Source organism: Ruegeria sp. HKCCSP351 (genome assembly GCF_017872535.1).
GTDB lineage: Bacteria > Pseudomonadota > Alphaproteobacteria > Rhodobacterales > Rhodobacteraceae > Ruegeria.
The window spans coordinates 145,389-165,159 of sequence record NZ_JAEDOV010000008.1; the positions used below are offsets into that span (position 1 = coordinate 145,389).

At 55.4% G+C, this 19,771-nt stretch carries 20 protein-coding genes and 1 pseudogene; 8 read left to right on the forward strand and 13 right to left on the reverse strand.

What is annotated here, in order from left to right:
- Positions 1-311: 311 nt before the first annotated feature.
- The 4 genes from I9182_RS16455 to dnaQ are packed head-to-tail and all read left to right on the forward strand — an operon-like array spanning position 312 to position 3,046.
- The gene (locus tag I9182_RS16455; protein ID WP_209598996.1) at positions 312-911 is read left to right on the forward strand and encodes a Maf family protein; all 600 of its coding nucleotides are present in this window, start codon (positions 312-314) and stop codon (positions 909-911) included.
- On the forward strand, positions 908-1,741 hold the full coding sequence (locus I9182_RS16460; RefSeq protein WP_209598997.1) for a shikimate dehydrogenase: 834 nt from the start codon (positions 908-910) through the stop codon (positions 1,739-1,741). Before I9182_RS16455 ends, I9182_RS16460 begins: the two co-directional genes overlap by 4 nt.
- Positions 1,738-2,331 (forward strand): dephospho-CoA kinase, encoded by a 594-nt coding sequence (gene coaE, locus I9182_RS16465; protein ID WP_209598998.1) that lies wholly within the window; start codon positions 1,738-1,740, stop codon positions 2,329-2,331. Before I9182_RS16460 ends, coaE begins: the two co-directional genes overlap by 4 nt.
- Positions 2,324-3,046, forward strand: coding sequence for a DNA polymerase III subunit epsilon (gene dnaQ / locus I9182_RS16470; RefSeq protein ID WP_209598999.1), 723 nt, complete (start codon positions 2,324-2,326; stop codon positions 3,044-3,046). The genes coaE and dnaQ overlap by 8 nt, the downstream gene beginning before the upstream one ends.
- Positions 3,047-3,069: 23 nt before the next feature.
- Here dnaQ and secB read toward each other — a convergent pair whose 3' ends face one another.
- Both secB and I9182_RS16480 read right to left on the reverse strand, forming a co-directional pair.
- On the reverse strand, positions 3,070-3,570 hold the full coding sequence (gene secB, locus I9182_RS16475; protein ID WP_209506872.1) for a protein-export chaperone SecB: 501 nt from the start codon (positions 3,568-3,570) through the stop codon (positions 3,070-3,072).
- Positions 3,571-3,624: 54 nt separating this feature from the next.
- On the reverse strand, positions 3,625-4,125 hold the full coding sequence (locus I9182_RS16480; protein WP_209506871.1) for an FxsA family protein: 501 nt from the start codon (positions 4,123-4,125) through the stop codon (positions 3,625-3,627).
- A 108-nt stretch (positions 4,126-4,233) separates the two neighbouring features.
- Here I9182_RS16480 and I9182_RS16485 point away from each other — a divergent pair, with 108 nt between their 5' ends.
- Genes I9182_RS16485 through I9182_RS16495 form a run of 3 tightly spaced genes read left to right on the forward strand, consistent with a single transcriptional unit; the run spans position 4,234 to position 6,520 of the window.
- Positions 4,234-4,896 carry a Tim44/TimA family putative adaptor protein gene (locus I9182_RS16485; RefSeq protein ID WP_209506870.1) on the forward strand — a complete coding sequence of 221 codons (663 nt, stop codon included), beginning with the start codon at positions 4,234-4,236 and terminating at the stop codon, positions 4,894-4,896.
- Positions 4,893-5,933 carry a murein transglycosylase A gene (locus tag I9182_RS16490; RefSeq protein ID WP_209599000.1) on the forward strand — a complete coding sequence of 347 codons (1,041 nt, stop codon included), beginning with the start codon at positions 4,893-4,895 and terminating at the stop codon, positions 5,931-5,933. The genes I9182_RS16485 and I9182_RS16490 overlap by 4 nt, the downstream gene beginning before the upstream one ends.
- Positions 5,933-6,520: a Smr/MutS family protein gene (locus tag I9182_RS16495; protein ID WP_209599001.1), complete on the forward strand. Its 588-nt coding sequence runs from the start codon at positions 5,933-5,935 to the stop codon at positions 6,518-6,520. The genes I9182_RS16490 and I9182_RS16495 overlap by 1 nt, the downstream gene beginning before the upstream one ends.
- Here I9182_RS16495 and I9182_RS16500 read toward each other — a convergent pair.
- From I9182_RS16500 to I9182_RS16520, 5 genes are all read right to left on the reverse strand, one after another.
- Positions 6,517-7,737, reverse strand: coding sequence for an MFS transporter (locus I9182_RS16500; protein WP_209599002.1), 1,221 nt, complete (start codon positions 7,735-7,737; stop codon positions 6,517-6,519). The two genes, I9182_RS16495 and I9182_RS16500, sit on opposite strands and share 4 nt — an antisense overlap.
- Positions 7,734-8,834, reverse strand: coding sequence for an alpha/beta fold hydrolase (locus tag I9182_RS16505; protein ID WP_209599003.1), 1,101 nt, complete (start codon positions 8,832-8,834; stop codon positions 7,734-7,736). The genes I9182_RS16500 and I9182_RS16505 overlap by 4 nt, the downstream gene beginning before the upstream one ends.
- A 154-nt stretch (positions 8,835-8,988) precedes the next feature.
- A complete protein-coding gene (locus tag I9182_RS16510; protein WP_209599004.1) occupies positions 8,989-10,683 on the reverse strand; it encodes a Na/Pi cotransporter family protein in 1,695 nt (564 codons plus the stop codon).
- 4 nt (positions 10,684-10,687) lie between these two features.
- Positions 10,688-11,485, reverse strand: coding sequence for an inositol monophosphatase family protein (locus I9182_RS16515; protein ID WP_209599005.1), 798 nt, complete (start codon positions 11,483-11,485; stop codon positions 10,688-10,690).
- Between the two features lie 384 nt (positions 11,486-11,869).
- Positions 11,870-12,814, reverse strand: a complete 945-nt coding sequence (locus I9182_RS16520) for a glycosyltransferase family 2 protein (protein WP_348540407.1) — start codon at positions 12,812-12,814, stop codon at positions 11,870-11,872.
- 275 nt (positions 12,815-13,089) lie between these two features.
- Here I9182_RS16520 and I9182_RS16525 point away from each other — a divergent pair.
- Positions 13,090-14,044 (forward strand): annotated as a pseudogene (locus I9182_RS16525) (IS3 family transposase); the annotation flags it as partial.
- An 88-nt stretch (positions 14,045-14,132) separates the two neighbouring features.
- On the opposite strand, the gene I9182_RS16530 reads toward I9182_RS16525, so the two are convergent.
- From I9182_RS16530 to I9182_RS16555, 6 genes are read right to left on the reverse strand one after another with little or no spacing between them, the layout of a single operon-like run.
- Positions 14,133-15,689 carry a glycosyltransferase gene (locus I9182_RS16530; protein WP_209599006.1) on the reverse strand — a complete coding sequence of 519 codons (1,557 nt, stop codon included), beginning with the start codon at positions 15,687-15,689 and terminating at the stop codon, positions 14,133-14,135.
- On the reverse strand, positions 15,686-16,795 hold the full coding sequence (locus I9182_RS16535; RefSeq protein WP_209599007.1) for a DegT/DnrJ/EryC1/StrS family aminotransferase: 1,110 nt from the start codon (positions 16,793-16,795) through the stop codon (positions 15,686-15,688). The genes I9182_RS16530 and I9182_RS16535 overlap by 4 nt, the downstream gene beginning before the upstream one ends.
- Positions 16,792-17,211, reverse strand: coding sequence for an FdtA/QdtA family cupin domain-containing protein (locus I9182_RS16540; protein WP_209599008.1), 420 nt, complete (start codon positions 17,209-17,211; stop codon positions 16,792-16,794). Before I9182_RS16540 ends, I9182_RS16535 begins: the two co-directional genes overlap by 4 nt.
- Positions 17,208-18,167: a GNAT family N-acetyltransferase gene (locus tag I9182_RS16545; protein ID WP_209599009.1), complete on the reverse strand. Its 960-nt coding sequence runs from the start codon at positions 18,165-18,167 to the stop codon at positions 17,208-17,210. The genes I9182_RS16540 and I9182_RS16545 overlap by 4 nt, the downstream gene beginning before the upstream one ends.
- Positions 18,164-19,084 carry a hypothetical protein gene (locus I9182_RS16550; RefSeq protein ID WP_209599010.1) on the reverse strand — a complete coding sequence of 307 codons (921 nt, stop codon included), beginning with the start codon at positions 19,082-19,084 and terminating at the stop codon, positions 18,164-18,166. The genes I9182_RS16545 and I9182_RS16550 overlap by 4 nt, the downstream gene beginning before the upstream one ends.
- Entirely contained in the window at positions 19,081-19,758 is a 678-nt protein-coding gene (locus tag I9182_RS16555) for an acetyltransferase (protein ID WP_209599011.1), read from the reverse strand. Before I9182_RS16555 ends, I9182_RS16550 begins: the two co-directional genes overlap by 4 nt.
- Between the last annotated feature and the right edge of the window lie 13 nt (positions 19,759-19,771).

The following is a 19,771-nucleotide window of genomic DNA, read 5'->3' on the forward strand; positions in this document are numbered from 1 at the left end:
TACTTTTTTACCCTAGCGTTTTCCCCAGGGGGACAGAATACCTGAGATCGCCAGTGATTCTGTTGATAGTAAGAAAAATTGTTATAAATCATTAATTTAAGATGGATCAGGTAAATCTGATCTGTGGATAAACCGATGGGTATCACTGGATACATCTGTTATCCCAAGAGTTGGAGTTATCCTTGTCCTGACAGGATGAGATTTGAGCGACTCGGGGATCTTTGCCACAAAATTCCCGGGGTTGCGTGTCAACCGGAAAACCATACAAAACACCCCAGAACTCTTATCGATTTGCACACGGGGTTTTCCACATGTCTGTCCCCATTCTTCTGGCTTCGGGATCTGTTATTCGCGCGCAATTGCTCAAGAACGCAGGTGTGCAGTTTGCAGTTCAAACGGCGCGCGTGGATGAGGAGGCGGTCAAACGGGCGTTGTTGGCGGAAAATGCCTCACCACGCGATATTGCCGATACGCTGGCCGAGATTAAAGCGCGTAAGGTCAGTGACAAGAACCCCGGTGCCATGGTGATCGGGTGTGATCAGGTGCTGGATTTCGAAGGGCAGCTGCTGTCAAAGCCCGAAACCCCGGATCAGGCGCTGGCCCAACTGAAAGCCATGCGCGGCAAGCTGCACATGCTTTTGTCAGCAGCTGTGATCTATCAGGATGGTGAACCGATCTGGCGGCATGTAGGGCAGGTGCGTTTGCGGATGCGGGCCAGTTCTGATGCCTATCTGAAGGACTATGTTGTGCGGAACTGGGACAGCATTCGCCACGCCGTCGGAGCCTACAAGCTGGAAGAAGAAGGCGTCCGCCTGTTCGCCACCATTGACGGCGACTATTTTAACGTTTTGGGTATGCCCCTGTTAGAGCTTCTCAACTTTCTGGCTGTCAAAGGGGTGATCGAGCAATGACAGACAACCGGGTTCCTTTGGCCGGAGTGATTGGGCATCCCATCGGGCATTCGCGCTCACCCAAGCTGCACGGCCATTGGTTAAAGACCTATGGGCTTGCCGGGCATTATATCCCGATGGACGTCGCCTCTGCTGATTTGGAGACTGTGCTGCGAACCCTGCCCAAAGCGGGCTTTGTCGGGGCCAACGTGACCGTTCCGCATAAAGAAGCCGCGTTGAAGTTCGCAGATCATGTTTCTGACCGCGCAACCGTGATTGGTGCTGCAAATACGCTGGTGTTCCGAACTGATGGTTCGATCCACGCAGATAACACCGACGGGTACGGGTTTATGGAAAACCTGCGCAGTGGCGCACCTGACTGGAATGCGAAAGATGGCCCGGCGGTTGTGTTTGGTGCCGGGGGCGCTGCCCGTGCCGTATTGCAGGCTTTGTCTGATGCCGGTGTGCCGGAAATCCTGTTGACCAACCGGACACGCGCCCGCGCGGATCATCTGAAGGAAGAATTCGGCCAACGCATTCGAGTTATCGATTGGGTTCAGGCGGGGAATGTCATTGAAAATGCTGAATTGGTGGTCAACACAACTTCATTGGGGATGCAGGGCCAGCCAGAGCTTCGCGTGCCGTTGGATGGGTTGCAGCCCGGTGCCGTGGTAACGGACCTGGTTTATGCCCCGTTGAAAACCCGCCTGCTGCAAACTGCCGAGGAGGCCGGATGCACCACAGTCGATGGTCTGGGGATGTTGCTGCATCAGGCCGTTCCCGGATTTGAACGCTGGTTTGGTGTCCGCCCCGAGGTAGACGCAGATACGCGCGCGGCGGCCCTGGCATGAGTTTTGCGCTTGGCCTGACAGGCTCAATCGGTATGGGGAAAAGCACCACAGCGCAGATGTTCGTTGAAGAAGGGTGCGCATTGTGGGATGCGGATGCGGCGGTGCATCGGCTGTATGCCATTGGTGGAGCAGCGGTTGAACCAATGCGGGCAGCCTTTCCCGATGCGATACGTGATGGGGTGGTTAGCCGAGACGCGTTGAAACGGATTATCGCAGATGACCCGGCCACGTTGAAAACGATTGAGGCGATTGTGCATCCACTTGTCGCTGCTGACCGCGCAGAATTTCGCGAAAGCGCAACAAGCGACATTTTGGTGTTCGATATTCCACTTTTGTTTGAAACGGGCGGGGATGCAGCAATGGATGCCGTGGCCTGTGTTTCTATCCCGGCCGAAGACCAAAAACGGCGCGTGATGGAACGCGGAACAATGACCGAGGCGCAGTTCGAGCAAATCCGCGCCAAGCAGATGCCGAACGATGAAAAATGCGCACGGTCGGATTTTGTGATCGTGACCGATACTCTGGACCACGCCCGCGCGCAGGTGCAGGATGTAGTCAGGCAGATACGGGCGGGGATGGCACATGCGTGAGATTGTACTGGATACCGAAACCACCGGGTTTGATCCCGAAAGCGGGGATCGGATCGTGGAAATCGGCGCCGTTGAGCTGTGGAACCACGTTGCCACCGGTGAAACCTTTCACGTCTATATCAACCCCGAACGCTCGATGCCGGAAGAGGCGTTTGGCGTGCATGGTATTGGTCCCGATCTGCTGGAAACCCCGCGCCCGCCAGAAAAGGGCGAAGTGACACTGAAAGACAAGCCGGTCTTTGCAAAGGTTGGCCACGGGTTTCGCGAATTTGTTGGCGATGCGCGGTTGGTGATCCACAACGCCTCATTCGACATGAAGTTCCTGAACGCCGAGCTGAAATGGATGGGTGCCCCGCTTATCCCGATGGAGCAGGCGTTGGATACACTGGCAATTGCCCGCAAACGGTTCCCCGGTTCGCCAGCGTCACTGGATGCGCTGTGCCGCCGCTTCAATATCGACAACTCGAACCGTGTGCTGCACGGCGCGTTGCTCGACTCGGAAATTCTGGCCGAGGTTTATCTGGAATTGATCGGTGGACGGCAGCCTGATTTTGGTCTGTCGACATCCGCATCTTCTGCGGACGGAGGCAGCGATGATTGGCGAGCTGCACCGCGCAGCACACCATTGCCATCCCGGATCACCGAGGATGAGCGCGCTGCACATGAAGCTTTCGTGAAAAAACTGGGCGAGAACGCCTTGTGGACCCGCGCCTGATCCGGACAGGCGCGGGTAAAAACTTACGCGTCGGCTTTTTGGGCCTGTTCGGCCTGACGGCGCATCAATTCATTGCGATAGAGCGCAACGAAATCGATATTGTCCAGGTTGACCGGCGGGAAGCCGCCATCGCGGGTGATGTCGCTGACGATGCGGCGCAGGAACGGGAACAACATGCGCGGGCATTCGATCATCAGGAACGGGTGCAGCTGATCTTCTGGCACACCTTCCACGTGGAACATGCCGCAATAGTCCAGTTCGCACAGGAACAGAATGTCATCCATGCCTTTGGCTTTGGATGTCAGGTTCAGCTTGATCGAAACTTCGAACTGATGGTCCGCCGCGCGCTTCTTGGCGTCCAGGTTCACCTGAACGGCGATTTCGGGTTGTACGTCTCCGGAAACGCCTTTTTGCGCCATCACGTTTTCAAAGGACATATCGCGGATGAACTGCCCCAGAACACGCATCTGAACCTGCGGGGCGGCTTGGGCCGCAGTGTTTTCTGCAGCGTTTTCTTCGGCCATGGATCTACTCCAAAAATGAAATTCGCCACTGCTTAGCAAGTTGGGCGCGGCACCTCAATGCTGGTGGGGGCCTTCCACCCATTTCGAAGGCTTCGAGGGGTCTTTTTTTGGCCGAACTTCGGTGAATTCCCCATCGATGATATCGCCCTGATCGAACGGGTTCCCCCGGGTTTGATATCCGGGGCCCGGCCCCATCTGGAACTGGGTCACGGTAACCTTGGATTTCAGATAGCGGAACACGGCGATGCGGACACCGGGAACTAACAACGCAAAACCAACGGCATCAGTGAAAAAGCCCGGTGTCAGCAACAAAGCACCCGACAACAGGATCATTGCCCCATGGGCCAGCGGTTCGGTCGGATCGTCCAGTTCGGCAAAGGACCGTTGCAGCTGTCCAAGCGCCATGCGACCTTGTGTCCGCACCAAAACCGTGCCCAGAACCGCGGTCAGCACTACGATGGCAAGTGTCGGCCACAACCCAATCAAACCACCAATCTGAATAAACAGCGCGATTTCGATTATGGGCACCAACAAAAATGCCAAGAACAGATACATTTGCGTTATCCTTTCCCTTAGGCCGGGCTGTGGACTTGCCACTCACTGTCACCTACATAGTGGCATGAGGCCGTGTATACAAAGTCGCGGCGTTGAAAAGAGAATGAAATGAGCGACAACCCTATGATCCAGCTCCTGGTCCTGGCCGGAATTGCCATTTTCCTGATCCTGCGCCTCAAAAGCGTATTGGGCACGCGTGAAGGATTTGAAAAACCGCCTGTGCAGCAACAGCCTGAAGCCCATAAATCGCGCCGCGGTTTCGAGGTGATCGATGGCGGCCCGGATCATGACATTACCGACCATGTCGCCGAAGACAGCGAACAGGCGCAAACACTGGCTGCGATGAAACGGGTCGAGCCCGGTTTTTCGGTCAGTGAGTTCGTTCAGGGTGCGCGCGGTGCGTATGAGATGATTGTGATGGGGTTTGAAAGGGGTAATCTGGATGAAATCCAGCCTTTCCTGTCGGAAGAAGTGTTCGAGACTTTCGTTTCGGTCGTGGCAGCGCGCGAAGATCAGGGCCTAACCATCGAGGCTGAATTCATCGGCGTACGGGAAACCACCCTGACGGATGTGAAATTCGACAAGGATACGAACCAGGCCGAAATCACAATGAAGTTCGTGGGGGAGCTGACCTCGGTCGTTCGGGATCGCGGAGGCGATATCGTCGAAGGCAACCCGAATTCCGTGAAGCGCCAGAAAGACAGCTGGACCTTTGCTCGCGTCATGGGCAAGGACGATCCGAACTGGCTGCTTGTCGCCACGGACGCATGATTGCAACGCTTCGGTCGCTTTTACTGGTGGGTGCAATGACCACCGCCAGCGCTGCCGAAGCCGAGGCAACGCGATCCATACTGTCGTTTGACGATCTGCAGGGCTGGGCCGAAGATGATCACGGCGCGGCCCTTTCCGTTTTTCTGAACACGTGCGGTGATCTGGATGATCCGGATTGGCGCGCCTTGTGTGGTGTGGCCAGAACATATGAACCGGATGCCGCCCGCGCCTTTTTCGAGTTATTCTTCCGCCCTGTTCTGGTCGAAGATGACAAAGAAGGCCTGTTTACCGGCTATTTTGAACCCGAGCTTGACGGCGCGCGCACCCGGACAGATCGTTTCAAATACCCGATCTACAAGATGCCGCCCGAAGCCCGTGCCGAAGGACCATGGCTGAGCCGTCGTGACATCCTCACCGGTGATGTGATGCAGGGCCGCGGGCTAGAGATCGCCTGGGTCGACGACCCTGTCGAGCTGTTCTTTCTGCAAATTCAGGGCTCGGGCCGTATTCAATTGTCGGATGGCGGTACGCTGCGGGTTGGATATGGTGGCGCGAATGGTCACCCCTATCGGTCGATCGGTGTTGAACTGGTGCGACGTGGGGTTCTGGGTGCGCATGAGGTCAGCGCCCAGATGATCCGCGCCTGGGTGCGCAAGAACCCCGAGGCCGGTGCCGAGTTGCTGCTTCACAACCCGTCATACGTTTTCTTTCGCGAAGTCTCACGCGTTGCTCCTGAATTTGGACCTTTGGGGGCAATGAACCGGTCGATCACGACGATGCGCTCGATTGCGGCGGACCCCGCCTATACACCATTGGGCGCACCTGTTTGGGTGGAAAAGGACGGTGAAAAACCGTTGCGACGGCTTATGATTGCGCAGGACACAGGCGCGGCGATCAAAGGTGCGCAACGGGCCGACATCTTTTTCGGAACCGGTGAAGAGGCCGGGCAGGCTGCGGGCAAACTGAAAGATCCGGGTCGGATGGTTCTGTTGCTGCCCATTCAACGCGCCTATGCCCTGTTGCCGGATGAATTCTGATGACCCGGCGCAAACTGACAACCGATGAGATCGAGCTTTGGCGCAAGGTCACCAAACAGGCCGAGCGGCTGCATCCGGACAGTCCGCAGACCGTCCATCCGACCACACTGCCGAAACCCAGACCCAGAAAAACACCAAAACCCCGGTTTGAGGTGTTTGAGCTTGGTCAGAAGCTTCAGCCGAAACCAAATCCAAACGATCTGAAGCCATCGGTGACGGATGCGCTGCGCGCCGCGCCTGTTCAGATGGATATCAAGGCTTTTGGCCGGATGAAGCGCGGTAAGCTTAAGCCCGAAGGCAAGCTGGACCTTCACGGTATGCGGGTTGATACGGCCCATCCTGCGTTGATCCGTTTTATCCTGAACGCACAGGCACAAGGTAAGCGACTGGTTCTGGTGGTAACTGGCAAAGGCAAGGACCGCGACGAACCTGGCCCGATCCCCACCCCGCGCGGCGTTCTGCGCAATCAGGTGCCGCATTGGCTGTCCATACCGCCGTTGGCGCAGGCGGTGATGCAGATCACACCCGCGCATATCAGCCATGGCGGCGACGGCGCCTATTACGTCTATCTCAGGCGAATGCGCTAAAGATCCCGCCGGGAGCGGGAAATGCCGGTTTGGACCAGAACGCATACCAGCACGAAGAATACGCCAATCCAGATGAACTGCGTATTCAGCGAAATGCCAAGGTCAATCAGGACGCCAGTCAGGCCGGGGCCTATGGCTGATCCAAGAACCATGACAGCCGCGGCCATCGCCTTGATCGCACCGATATGTCGGGTTCCGTAGAATTCGGCCCAGAATGCGCTGGGCAATGTGCTGTTTGCCCCAACGGTCAAAGCCAGGAAGACCAGCCCTAGGGTTGCGCCGCTGATCGAGTTTGTCATGCCCAGAATGACGAACCCAAGTGCGATCGGAAGCTGGTAGTAGGGCATGATCCGGGCGGTTCCCCATTTATCCAGCGCCCATCCTGCGACAAACATGGAAAACAGAGATATTCCGGTAAAGATCGGGAACAGGGCCACCAGTTGGATATGCTGCCACCCCTTCACATCAGCCAGATAAACCTGATGGAAGAAAAATGCGGTGATGAATGCGGATGGCCCAAGCACTGATGGCACCATGAACCAGAAAAGAGGATGGAACAGAGCGTCCCGGCGGGTCCAGTGTTTTCCCTGCATTCCCGATGCTGAAAACGCGTTGGCAAGGCTTTGCGGGGTTCTCTCCTCGCGCAGCAGCCGCATCAGGATCGGAATACCCAGCGCCGTGATGCCCGCCGCGGCAACCCACAGCCAACGCCAGTCCAGATAGACCATGGCACCAACAAAGATCAGCGGCAGCAACGCCTCGCCAAGCGCATAGCCGGTGGACGCGATGGAAAGCGCTTTGCCCCGCGTACCCGTGAACCAGCGCGCCATTGCGACCACGGCAAGATGCGTGCTCATCCCCTGCCCAAATAGTCGCAGCAGAAAGATCACCAATGGCAACAGCAGCAGCCAGGTGTTCAGCGCCATTGCAATGGCGGCCAATGCAAGCCCCGCCAGCACCATTGGGCCCAAAACCCGTACGCGGAAGATATCCGTCAACCCTCCGGCCCAGATCATCACGATTGCAGACAGGGTCGTGCCCAACGTGTACAGCCCGCCCCATGCGCCGTGGCTGAGGCCAAATTCAGAGCGGATTTCACCAGCAAAGACCGAGATGAAAAAGGTTTGCCCGAAGCTGGACAAAAATGTCAGCAAAACGCCGGTCGCAAGCCAAGTCGCGTTGTCCACAAGAAACCGGTGCAGGGAAACCCGCGTCACGGATTGCTTACCTGGGCCTGACCGGTTTCAGTCAGCACGATTTCTGTGGCGCCAACCGGATTGCGCTGGTTCGGTGGTACGAGGATGTCAATCCCGCGCCGGTCTTCGCGCCCAAAGGTTTCGCTGACCCGGCGCACAGAGCGAAGGATTGTCAACAGCGCTGGCGACGTGGCGGCCACAAAATGGGAAGATTCCGCATCGCCGTTGAAGGCGGTCGTATCCACGATTTCTATCGGATATTCAGACAGCTTCTCGGCCGATCCGATATTGCCCAACCTTTCGCCATCTGCGGTTCCCCTCAGGCGGCCGGAGACGTTCAGGACCTTGTCTTTCTTGGACACCATCAGGACAAAAGGATCAGGAGGATTTTTAATACTGTTCATCTGCGACCGAAAAACATCCACATCCAGATCGGGCGAGATCAGAATAAGGCCTTCCAGATTTCGCTTTGCCCAGCCCGGCTGTTTCAGTTCGGTTTGCCGTATCATCTCCATAGCCAGCGCGCCACCCATTGAATGCGCCACAAGGGCCACCCGCCTGATACCCATCGACTTGAGAAGCCGAATGGTTTCTTCCAGCCCATCACGGGCAAACAACATGCTGTCCAGATCATAGGCATAACCATAGCCCGTCGCGCGGCTGGGCCATGAATAGACAAGGATCTGACCGGGTAAACCGATATCATGCGACAGCTGAGCGGCCCGGAACAATGTCTCTGTCTGAGTGGAGTTATAGCCATGCACAAAAATCGTAACTTCGTCGGCCCCACTCAGCCTGTCCTTCAACTGTTGCGGCCCGCTTAGCTGATTTATCTCTGCCAGCACGAACTGCTTTCTCGGGTCAGGGTTTGCGTATGAGAATTTAAGGCTTCCCGGTGAACGTCCCGGTGGTATCGACACGGTGGTTTCCAGAAATTGCAGGCGTTCTGCGCGGCGGAATCCATACGCGCCATCGGGCTCGCGCGCACGCGTCGTAGCCGCAAAAACCGTTTCGGGAGTTCCGATTTCCAATGCTGATGGAAGCGTTTCGGATACATTCCGGTCAACACATGCCGCCAGCACGACCGGACACAGAATGAAGATTAAGAAACGCAGCACGGACAGCCCCCGGAAACAAGTGCCGACACGCTATCTTATTCTAATCCCGCGTCCAGCACGGCGACGCGAAAAAGCGGCAGAAACTGGCCCGAGCGGTTACAATCTGTAACAGACCGTATCCGTACGAAACCGATCTCTGCCGGTGCTGTTGGACCTAGACCTCCGTATCCTCGTCCTGTTCCTTGTGCGGCATTTCTTCGATCAGGCGGGTTTCCAGCAATTGCCCGTTCCGATACAGGATCGGATAGGCCACTGCGGCGATGTGGCTGTTAAATTCACGGAACGCGCGCAGGGTTTCCAGGTGGATATCGCTGGTCTCAAAGCTTTCCGTACTGCCGTGCTGCAAGCGTTTGAGGTGGCGTTTGCGGCTGTCACGCTCGGCCCGTTTGATTTCGGTTTTCTCAAGGCTCAGCAGACGGGCGCTTTCCAGATCATCCGAGATCAGAACGTTTGAGGCCAGTTTGAGGTTGGCGAGGATGCCTTCGTGCATCTCAACCAGTTCCGACCAGCCCTCTTTCGAAAATGAAGCGCCTTTCTTCCGCATGTCGCCCGCCAGAACAGTCAGCCGCTTGGCAACAACGTCGCCCGCGGTTTCCAGCCGGATTGCGTATTCCATCAGGTCGCGCGCCACTTTTGCGTTCTGCTTTCCGAACGTCTCTTCGGGAATGGCGGCCACGAATTTTCGAATACCCGACAGGCAGTCGTTCACATCCTCGTCCATGTCCCTTACGGCGCGTATCTGGTCCTTGTCTCCGCTGCGATACAATTCCAGTGACGGGCGGAACATCGATTCGACCAGGTCGCTCATGCGCAGCAGTTCACGCTTGAGGCTGGACAGCGCCTGAGACGGGCTGCCGGCGGTGCGCACATCCAGCGCGCTGGCCGGGCGACCTGCCTGGGCCAGCGCGTCCGCAGATTTCGGATCCGGAAAAAACTGCTCGAAAGGTGCGCGCAAACGCCCGCAGAATGGCAGTGCCAGCAACAGCAACGAGGCATTGAACGCAAGATGCGCATTGACCAGCATCTGACCGCCCTGCAAATCCCCCAGAACACCGGCACGCAGTGCCGCAGTCGCCGCGAAAAGGGTGACTATCGCCCAGCTGCCGCGCAAGGCCAGGTTGGCAAAGGGTATGCGCCTGGCGGGCATTTCCATCCCCCTGCTCAGCCAAACAGGTATGAAAGCTGAACCGAAATTGGCCCCCAATACCAGCGACAGCCCGGCGGCAAACGGGATTGCGCCGATCTGGACCAGCGTCACACACATCAGGATCGCCGCGACCGAGGAATGCATAACAAAGGCCAGCGCGCCGCCGACCAGAAACGCTGTAATATAGTCGCGCGCCAGATACTCGGCGACGGCAGGCAGAAAGGCACTGTCCCGGATCGGGTCCATGGCTTCGCGCAAAAAGCGCAATGAGATCAGGATGAACGCAATCCCCATCAGAATGCGACCCAATTGCCGGGGCTTCTTGGCCTCGGTCTTGACAAACAGATACCCACCAACCGCCAGAAGCAACGGTATCAGCCAACCCAACTGGAATGACAAAACCTGAATGATCAGCGCCGAACCAAGATCAGCGCCCAGCACGATTGCAAGACCAGTGGGAAAGGTCAGGAATCCTCCGGCAGCAAAACCTGATGTCAAAAGGGCAACTGCCGCCGAGCTTTGTAGAACCACCGCCATTAAAATGCCGACCATTGACGCCTGCGCGTAATGGCTTTGGCCCGTCATGAGACGCTGGAACGAAGCCCCATAGCTGCGCTCGATTCCTGTGCGGACCATCCGCACTGCATAAAGCAGCAGCATCGTGGCTCCGGCCAGGCTGATGAGAAAGCTTACTATCGCCATGATCCTACCCGTTCACCAAGTCCAGCATTTCCCCGTGCAGTTCGGGTGTTGCCGCTGAAATCACCCGGCCGTCAGAACTCAGGTCAAGCGGCCGACCCTGCCAATCTGTCATCACGCCACCCGCCGCTTCAACCACGGCCAGCACTGGCAGGTAATCATAGGGCTGTAGATCATAGTCGATCACAGCATCCACATGGCCCGCCGCCAGCAGGGCATGGGGGTAGCAATCATAGGCGAGCCGTCTGGTCTGTCCAGAATGCATCAGCCTGTCGAATAACGTCGGATGATCGCGATAGATCTTGTCCCCTTCGTTTACGAAAAGAATGGACTGATCCAGCCGCGTCTGGGCCGAAGTCGTGATCTCACGGCCATTCAACGTGGCGCCCTGACCAGCGGCGCCGGTAAATACTTCATTTATCGCTGGCATGCCGATCACGCCGATATCCGGTTTGCCGTCAACCAGATGACCCAACAGAAACCCAAACAACGGATGCCCTGACAGAAATGACCGGGTTCCATCAATCGGGTCGATGATCCAAACCTCGCGGCAATCCCGCCCCTCGAACCCATGTTCTTCGCCAAAGACGCCGTGATCGGGAAAATGCTGTCCAAGATAGGCGCGAACCTGCGCTTCAACACCCCTGTCGGCCTGTGTCACCGGGCTTTCATCCGATTTGAACTCAACCCCCAGCGCGCCACGAAAATACCCCCGCGCTGCTTCGCTGGCCAGGTCAGCTATCTTTACCGCATGAGACAGCAGGTCGGTGCTTTCATCGGTCTGTGAGGTCCTAGGATTCTGCATTCGATTCTATCCTGTGTCGTGATGAGGTGTGGATCTGAGGAGCGACAGTTTAGAAAATCCTTGGAGATATCGGCATGCGAGTAACCCAAACACAAGTACTTTGGTATTCGTTTTTTGTCCGGAATGAGCCTTGCTGCATCTGTCCTTAAGTACTGTTACAAATTCCACATTACTCCACAAAACCAACCAAAAACAACAGTAAAATCTCATATTTCCTCAAAACCGTGGTGAATATGTGGGCTTTGAAAATGGCGCGGCTTACGCTTTTTGCAGATTTATGCTGGTTGTTTGCAAAACAATCTAGCCCAAAGGCCAGAGGTCAATTTGGGGTTGGAAGGTATGAAACAAAGCCGCTCATTTTCACTCGTGCTGTTTGCCCGAAGTCTATGAAGACGTGTACCGGGTCGACCATACAGCTCGCAAGAAAGCCATTTGTTTGGCGCGTTTTCGTTCTGAAAACAAAACCAGAGGTGAAACTGCCTGCAGCAAGGCGCTCAAAAACGCATGCAAAAAAGGAGCTGGACGTTTGTGTTTGCGTGCAGCGTAAACACGCGAGCGCCCCATGTGCCAGGCTTTGATGGCGGCAACCTTTGGGCTTCTAGGAGAAGACTTGCCCCCAATATGGGTTACTTCAGCTTCGGGAAGGAAAAACAAAGGCCCCACTTGCTCATCCAAGCGCAGACAGATGTCGTCATCTTCATGGTATAAAAAGATATTTGCGTCGAATCCACCGACCTTCTCGAAAGCAGACCGGCGCACAAGCAATGCTGCGCCGGACAATATAGGAACCTGCAGATCAGTGTCGGCTTCAATACCGCGCAACCATTTTTTACGTGGTAGCAATACGCTGGATCGTTTCAGCAACCCTTTGCCAGACTTTTGGGTAAATGCCGGATTGAACGCTGAGGCAGTTTTGTGCCGGTCTGCACCCGCCAGCAACTTCTCCAAGCTTCCCTTCAACAAGCGCGCATCTGGGTTCAAAAACAACAAGAACTCGGTCTCGACCCCGGCCGCACCCTGGTTACACCCTACCCCAAACCCCACGTTCTGGTCGTTTAGAATGAGTTTGGCGTTCTTGAGTTGTGCGAGCCGCTCTAGCTCTTCTAAATCGTCCGAGCCATTATCGACTAACACTATGGGAACACCATCGGGAACCGACGCCAGCATCTGAGGAAGAGTGCTGACGCTGTTGTAGGTTACACTGATAATTGTAACTCGCGGTTCCAATGCTTGTCCGTTCGTCGTCAGTTCACAAAATCGATGATATTGAACTAGTTTTAATTCGTCTTTCCCTGGAAAGACTTTTCTAGCAAGCCAGATCTGCCTCACCTAAGTGGTCCAATAGGCATCGTCAAGTTATTGTTTGCAATCCAAATTGGCCAATGCGCTGGGTGATGATCAGTAGATTCCCCGACCTCGCCTAAGGCATTTTCGCGTTCCGTATTCCATCAATTTTCGTGCCGTGTCCGTCGTCAGGGTTTGGAGTAGCCTCCTGAAAGTGGCCCACCAACCGGGATAGACCTTTTGCTCTGAAACCCATTTTCCGGCCATTTTTGATTAGAGTTTTCCGCAACGAGTCCTTGGCTGGGAGAAGGGCGGAGGCGATGAAAGCAGCGAGAATTACAGGCGCGCAGAAGGCGTTTGTTTTGAAGCAGGTTGAAGACGGCAAGACGGTTGCTGAAGTGTGCCGTGAGGCCGGGATCAGCTCTGCGACCTGCTTCAACTGGAAGAAAAGTATGCGGGTATGTTGCCATCTGACATGCGTCGCCTGCGTGAACTGGAAGACGAGAACAGCCGTTTGAAACGGATCGTGGCCGATTTGACCCTGGACCGTGAGATGTTGCAGGACGTTATCAAGCGAAAGCTCTTAGGTTGGATCGGAAGCGCGAGCTTATCGACGGTGTTCGGGAAGACTGGCGGGTGTCTGTCAGGCGCGCTTGCAAGGTGTTGCGCTGCGAGGGTTGGCCGATCAACGTCAAGAAGGTCTACAGGATTTACCGCGAGATGGGGCTGCAATTGCGGAACAAATCGCCAAAACGGCGGGTGAAGGCAAAACTGAGGGAGGATCGCTCGGATGCCGTGAGGCCCAATGATGTCTGGGCCGTGGACTTCGTCCATGACCAGCTTGCGACTGGCCGTAAACTTCGCGTCCTGACCGTGGTCGATACATTCTCGCGCGCCTCACCCGTAATCGACCCAAGGTTCAGCTACAAGGGTGAAGACGTTGTTGCCACACTGGATCGGGTGTGTCGGCAGATTGGCTTCCCAGCGACGATACGAGTGGATAACGGCAGCGAGTTCATGGACTTGTGGGCTTACCATAACGGCGTCACGCTCGACTTCTCCCGCCCTGGCAAACCGACCGACAATGCCTTCATCGAAGCGTTCAACTTAAAGTTTAGGGCCGAATGCCTGAAAACGCATTGGTTCCTGTCGCTGTCGGATGCTTGCGAAAAGATGGAGGAATGGCGTAGATACTACAACGAAGAACGACCGTACAGCGTCATCGGGAACATCCCACCGGCAACGCTGGCAAACTCACATGACGATACCAGCCCGTCATGCAGAGAAAATGCGGGAAACTCTACATCAGAACGAGGGAAGCTTCGGGGCGCAGGTCATTCCCCACCCCTAGTCAGATCAAACTTCACCTCAGTCTCTTGCCATGCAGCCGCCGATTGAGCTGACGAGCCAGTTCTCGACTCAGTTTACGGGGTGACGTGAGCTTCTCTTCAAGACCTGCAAGTCTGCCCTCAAGTTCGGCAACCTCTGCTTCAAGTTCGGCAACCTCTGCTTCAAGGGCCAACACCTTGTTTTCGGCAACGAGCCTGCTCTCCTCAGACGCACGCCAATCACGCTCTTCGTCTAGAAAAAAGAACAATTGATTCACAGGGTGTTCAATCAGGGGCGGCGGCACACAATTCTGGCTCTTAATAGCAGAAACGAGTGCATCACTGGAATGGTTTCGTTCGAAACACGCACGTGACCGACTGGCATGATCCGATAGAATTTCTGGAGATAGGCCAGCGAGTACCTCAAAAAGCTCTTCTTCCGTTTGCCAAGTCAGTGCGCCTGGATAGGCCACGTCAGCTCCGCAAAACATGCGGTGGCGATAATTCTGATGCATCAATAGGGGGATGCCTGCGGCCATAGCCTCAATTGTTGATTTCCCGCCACCTGTTGGAAAGGAACCAAGAAAAACGTCGACATTTTCGTCGATCAAAGCCTGCGCGACAGAAGGCGCGTAGGAAATAAACTTTACCCGATCAAGTGGCACACCATTCTCTACAAAACTCTTTTCGATGGAGCTACTGAGATTGGTTGACAAGGGTCCGATATGAACGTGGGTTCCGCCCGTGGCCTTGAGGATTTTTGGCAGAAGCGATGCATAGTCGAAGGCGTAGCCATTTGCTGCAAATTTGTCCGCTCGTCCGACGGAACAACTTCTCCAGCAATGGTTTTTGTTGAACTCCCTATTTTGCACACCTACATCATTGCGCAGGATCAGGGGCCAGTAGATATTATCTGTGATCCCAAAATCGTGGTGACAATTCTCAAATGCCATATTAGCGAGATCGACGTGTCGAAACTGCTTGCAAGTCACACCAAGACTGAGGTGATGATCTGCATGGTGGACGAAGATGGTATTGGGGATACCTGCAGCCAATGCGGCGCAAAACCCGATGGTATCCTGATGATGGAAGAAGAGAAGAAGATTTTCCGGGGCCTTGTCACAAAGGTATTTACAAACACTATCCAAGCGCGCGGCACTATCCACGCCCTGCACAGTAGTCACCTCCACCTGGTTGAATGCCGCGAATTCCTCCGCAATTGCGGCATCGGCCCGGTCAAAGCAGTCCGTCAGCAATATTGTGACCGGCGAGTCGAACAGGTTTAGATTCACGATGTCCGCCATAACCTGTTCGTGGCCGCCGGCCCTAGAAAGCTCGGAGGCGATGATAACCGTGCCCGAACGATCTGCCGCATTTCGCGGGACGCTGCATTTGATTTCTTCCGCGATGTCCTGGCAGAGCGCATCCAGTTCTTCACTTCCCAATACACGGGTTATTGCGCGTGGATTAGTTAGAATTGAATCGACGAACCATCGAACACTGTCGAGCGCAGAAGCAATATCTCTGATGGCGAGCGCGTTGCGAATCTGATTTTGCAGCGTGGCCAATTCTGGCAGAGCCGTACCTCTCATGATGACTTGATAACCTTAAGAATTCGTTCGGAAACCATGTCGACTGCCTCAAGGGGCATCTGTGGGCCACAAGGAAGGCTTAGCACTTCGTCGGCTAGCCGACGCGCGACTGGAAAGTTGTCTGGTGTAAATCCCAGATCAGCATAGGCCTCCTGCATATGCGGCGGAATCGGGTAATGGACTTGTGTGCCGATGCCTGTCTTGTTCAGCGCCTCTTTCAGCCGCTGTCGCTGCTGGACCCGCACTACAAAAAGGTGCCAAGCCGATTGGCAACCCTCGGGCTCAATCGGCAGGATCACACCGGGTACATTGGCAAGCCGCTCCCGGTAGAGTGCTGCAATCTTGGAGCGATGCGCATTCCAGGCGTCAAGGTGATCAAGTTTGACTTTCAGAACAGCCGCCTGGATCGGGTCGAGCCGGCTGTTGATGCCGCGGACCTTGTTCACGTATCGCTCTTGCGACCCGTAATTGCGTAGAATACGGATGCGTTCAGCAACATCGGCGTCATTTGTCGTTACCGCCCCAGCATCGCCCAGAGCGCCAAGATTTTTGCTTGGATAGAAGCTCCACGCGACAACGTCGCCGTGTTGTCCGATCTTTTCTCCTCGATATCGCGCACCGTGTGCCTGCGCGGCATCTTCAACAACGCTCAGATTGTATCGGCGCGCAATACCCATTATCTGCTCGAGGTCGGCAGGTAGGCCGTAAAGGTGCAACGCCACGATAGCGCGTGTACGGGGCGTGATCGCTGCTTCAATACGGCTTGGGTCGATATTGTGTGTTGCCATGTCTGGCTCCACCGGTACAGGTGTAGCGCCAGCAATGCTGACGCCAAGCCACGTCGCGATGTACCCATTTGAAGGCACGATCACCTCGTCGCCTTCACCGATACCCAGTGCGCGCAACCCAAGATGTAAGGCGTCCAGACCACTTGCTAGACCGACGGCATGCGCCGAACCGCAGTAAGCTGCAAAGGCGGTTTCGAAGTGATCAACTTCTTCGCCAAGGACATACCAACCTGATGCCAGAACACGAGTGACAGCTTCATTGATGTCCGACTGCAAGGTGCGATAGGCCTCGCCGAGGTCGAGGAAAGGAACCTTCATTGCAAAGCTCTTTTGAGGGCAAGGAATGTGTCGTAGTCCCGGATGTAATCAGCCTCGTCGTAATAGTCTGAAGTGAGCACAAGACAGACGGACCCCGCATCGAAATTCACCTCGGAGGCCCAGATCATCGGTGGGACATGCAGGCCAAGCCATGGCCTATTCAAGTGAATGGTTCGTTTTGTAACACCGTCATCGGCTTCAACATCAAAACTTCCCGAGAGGCAAATAAGAAACTGATGCAGTGCGCGATGAGCATGTGCACCACGACTTTCAGCAGTGGGTACGTCGTAGAGATAGAAGACGCGCCGGATGTCGAAAGGCACATGCCTTTCGGATTCAATAAAGGTCAGATTGCCTCGGACATCGGAACGCTTAGGCAGTTCTAGAATTTTTAGGTCAGAGACGTTTGGCTTCATAGGGAGTCTAGTTGAACCATGTAGAACTCATGAGCAACCCCTCCGCCACCGAATTCTGTCTTGAATCGGTAAAGTCCGGCGTTAAGGACACGACCATGGTCCTCGTTGCTTGAACCGAAATCGAAGTATCGCACGCCAGCCGATTTGGCATCTTTGATGGAGGTATCGAATACCGCATCGAGAGCGGACACAGCATATCCGTCTTCGCTCGAGGCGATATATTGCGCGTGCCAGACCTGTCGCGAAGCGAACAAAAGGGTTCCTGCGACGATTTTGTCGCCTATGTGTGCTGTTCGTAGCTTAATTTCATCCGGGAACCGTGTCGCGAGATCCTTGATCTCGGTACGGGAGTGCACCGGTCGCGTCTTGTGTTTGCGTGCGAGATTGTCTTCTACCACATCCCATAACGCGTCCAGCTTCGCAATATCTGCACTGACACTCACGACGCGTCGCGCCTTTTCTAAGGACCTTTTGCGTCGACTGGAGACGGGTCTACGAAACGATAGGTCAATAGTGCTGGAGAGATCGCAGCGCTGGCGTTCCGCCCCTAGACGGAACAGCGCATAGAGATCGTCTGCCGCGGGTGACTGGGCATAGATGTGAGGCACCGGCTTGTAGAGCAATCGGTCACATCCGACGCTTCGGTAGTGTGCCGCAACTGCATGAAAAGCGTCAATCGCGTTTTCTCCAGCAAGTTGTCCGGCGTGAACGAACCCGCCATAAGTTGCGCCGGGATGACTGACCACAAGCGTCGCATCGTTCGGTGCGCGTGCCGCGGGAAGTATCGCGCGAAGCTGGTCTTTGTCATAAAGGAGGAGCGAAAGATCCTCGAACCTGTCGCCGTGGTAGGACAAGAAGCGACGGCTGTGCAGCAGCGTCGCGTTAACAGCAACATGGCAAAATGCGTCCCAAAGTGGGCTATCATCCAATGAAAAGGGTTTAATCACTAGGGTCATTCAGCAAGTTCCGCTACCGCAAAACCAGCGGCACCGAAGCCGTCGCCGTTGTAGAAACACCAGGTCCGGCCCTGCGCTTCGACCACAGCCGAATACATGATTGCTTTTCCGTCGAAACCACCCGGCGTGACATCAAGACCCATCTCCGTATCTTTGCGCGTCCACGAAAGTCCGTCGCTGGATTCCGCATAGCCAAGGCGGTAGGCGCCAAGCGAAGTACGGCGAATTGAATAGAAGAGCTGATAGTCGTCTGGCCCGCGCTTAACCACCCAAGGACGGCCGAACCCGTGTTCGTCGACGTTGGTCAGTGCCATCGACACGTAGCCCCGAGAGGGCCAGGTCATGCCGTCGTCCGACTCCGCATAGCGCAAGTCGTAGACCGGCATCTGTTTTCCAGCCACGTCGATCCAACGGCTTCCCGCGACATACCACATGCGAAATTTTCCATCGTTCAGAAGCACGAACGGACCGCCGCGAAAGTACAGCTCCTCATCCGAGCGATCGAGGATGGGTGTGTTCGAATAACGCTGAAACGTCTTTCCATTGTCTTCGCTTATAGCGAGGCCGGTCATGATGCGATAGCGGATGTGATGGCAGATCTCAAACCCGGCGTAGTAGAGAAAGATACGGCCGCATGGCGCACGCACCGGACTTAGCGCCATGATGCCGTTGTCGTCGAAAGATCCGGGAATACCGGGACCGAGGACCGGGCCGTCCGATTGCGCAACCACGCGGGTAGGGTCCTCCGCCAAAACATCGACATATTGAATGTGCCCGCGGCCTTTGGAATCGAGCACAGTGACGAAGACACGCAGTGTGTCTTCGTCTATTCGGAAAGGCGATGGACCCATCCCGTGAGTGTAGCCACCAAGCTGTTTAGTGGGGGCCCAGACGATGCCACGTTTGTTCCAAATCAAGACCGCACCTTAAACATACGCTTAGGCGTTACACGTGAGGGGTCCGGCTGTTCACCCTTGAAAAGCTGGTTTGCTTCTGTGTTCTGAAGAAGTGTGACACCCGGACCGATCCAATTATCCTCGCCAATCGTGAGATTGTTCGCAAGCGAAGCGTTCACGCCGAGGAATGAGTTTTCACCGATGTCGCAGAATCCAGAGATCACAACGTGGGAAGACACGAAGCAATTGTCGCGGATCCTGCTGTGATGCCCAATGTGGTTGCCGCTCCACAACACGACATTGTCGCCGATCTGTACGAATGGCTGGATCGTGTTGTCTTCGAAAACGAAGCAGTGTTCACCGAGAGTAACGTTGTGCCAAACCGATGCACGGCTCGAGATATAGGACGCGGGTTTGAAGTGCTTTGCCTTTGCGACCTCGTAAAGGCGCGTTCTGAGGCGATTGAGCTGCGTGTAAACCAGCGCAGCGTAGAAATGCACGCGCTCGGGGTCGAAATAATCTTCGATCTTCTCGATAGGAACCACGGGTAGCCCGAACTTTGTTTCTGAAGTAAGGTATGCCTCTTCAACTGCGAAACCTTTCACCTCAAATTCCGAATCGTGTGTAAAGCATTCATAGGCGACTTCCGCGAAGGCATGGTCGCCCAGAATAACCACTTCCGATGTCTTGTCCATGCTCGCACTCTCC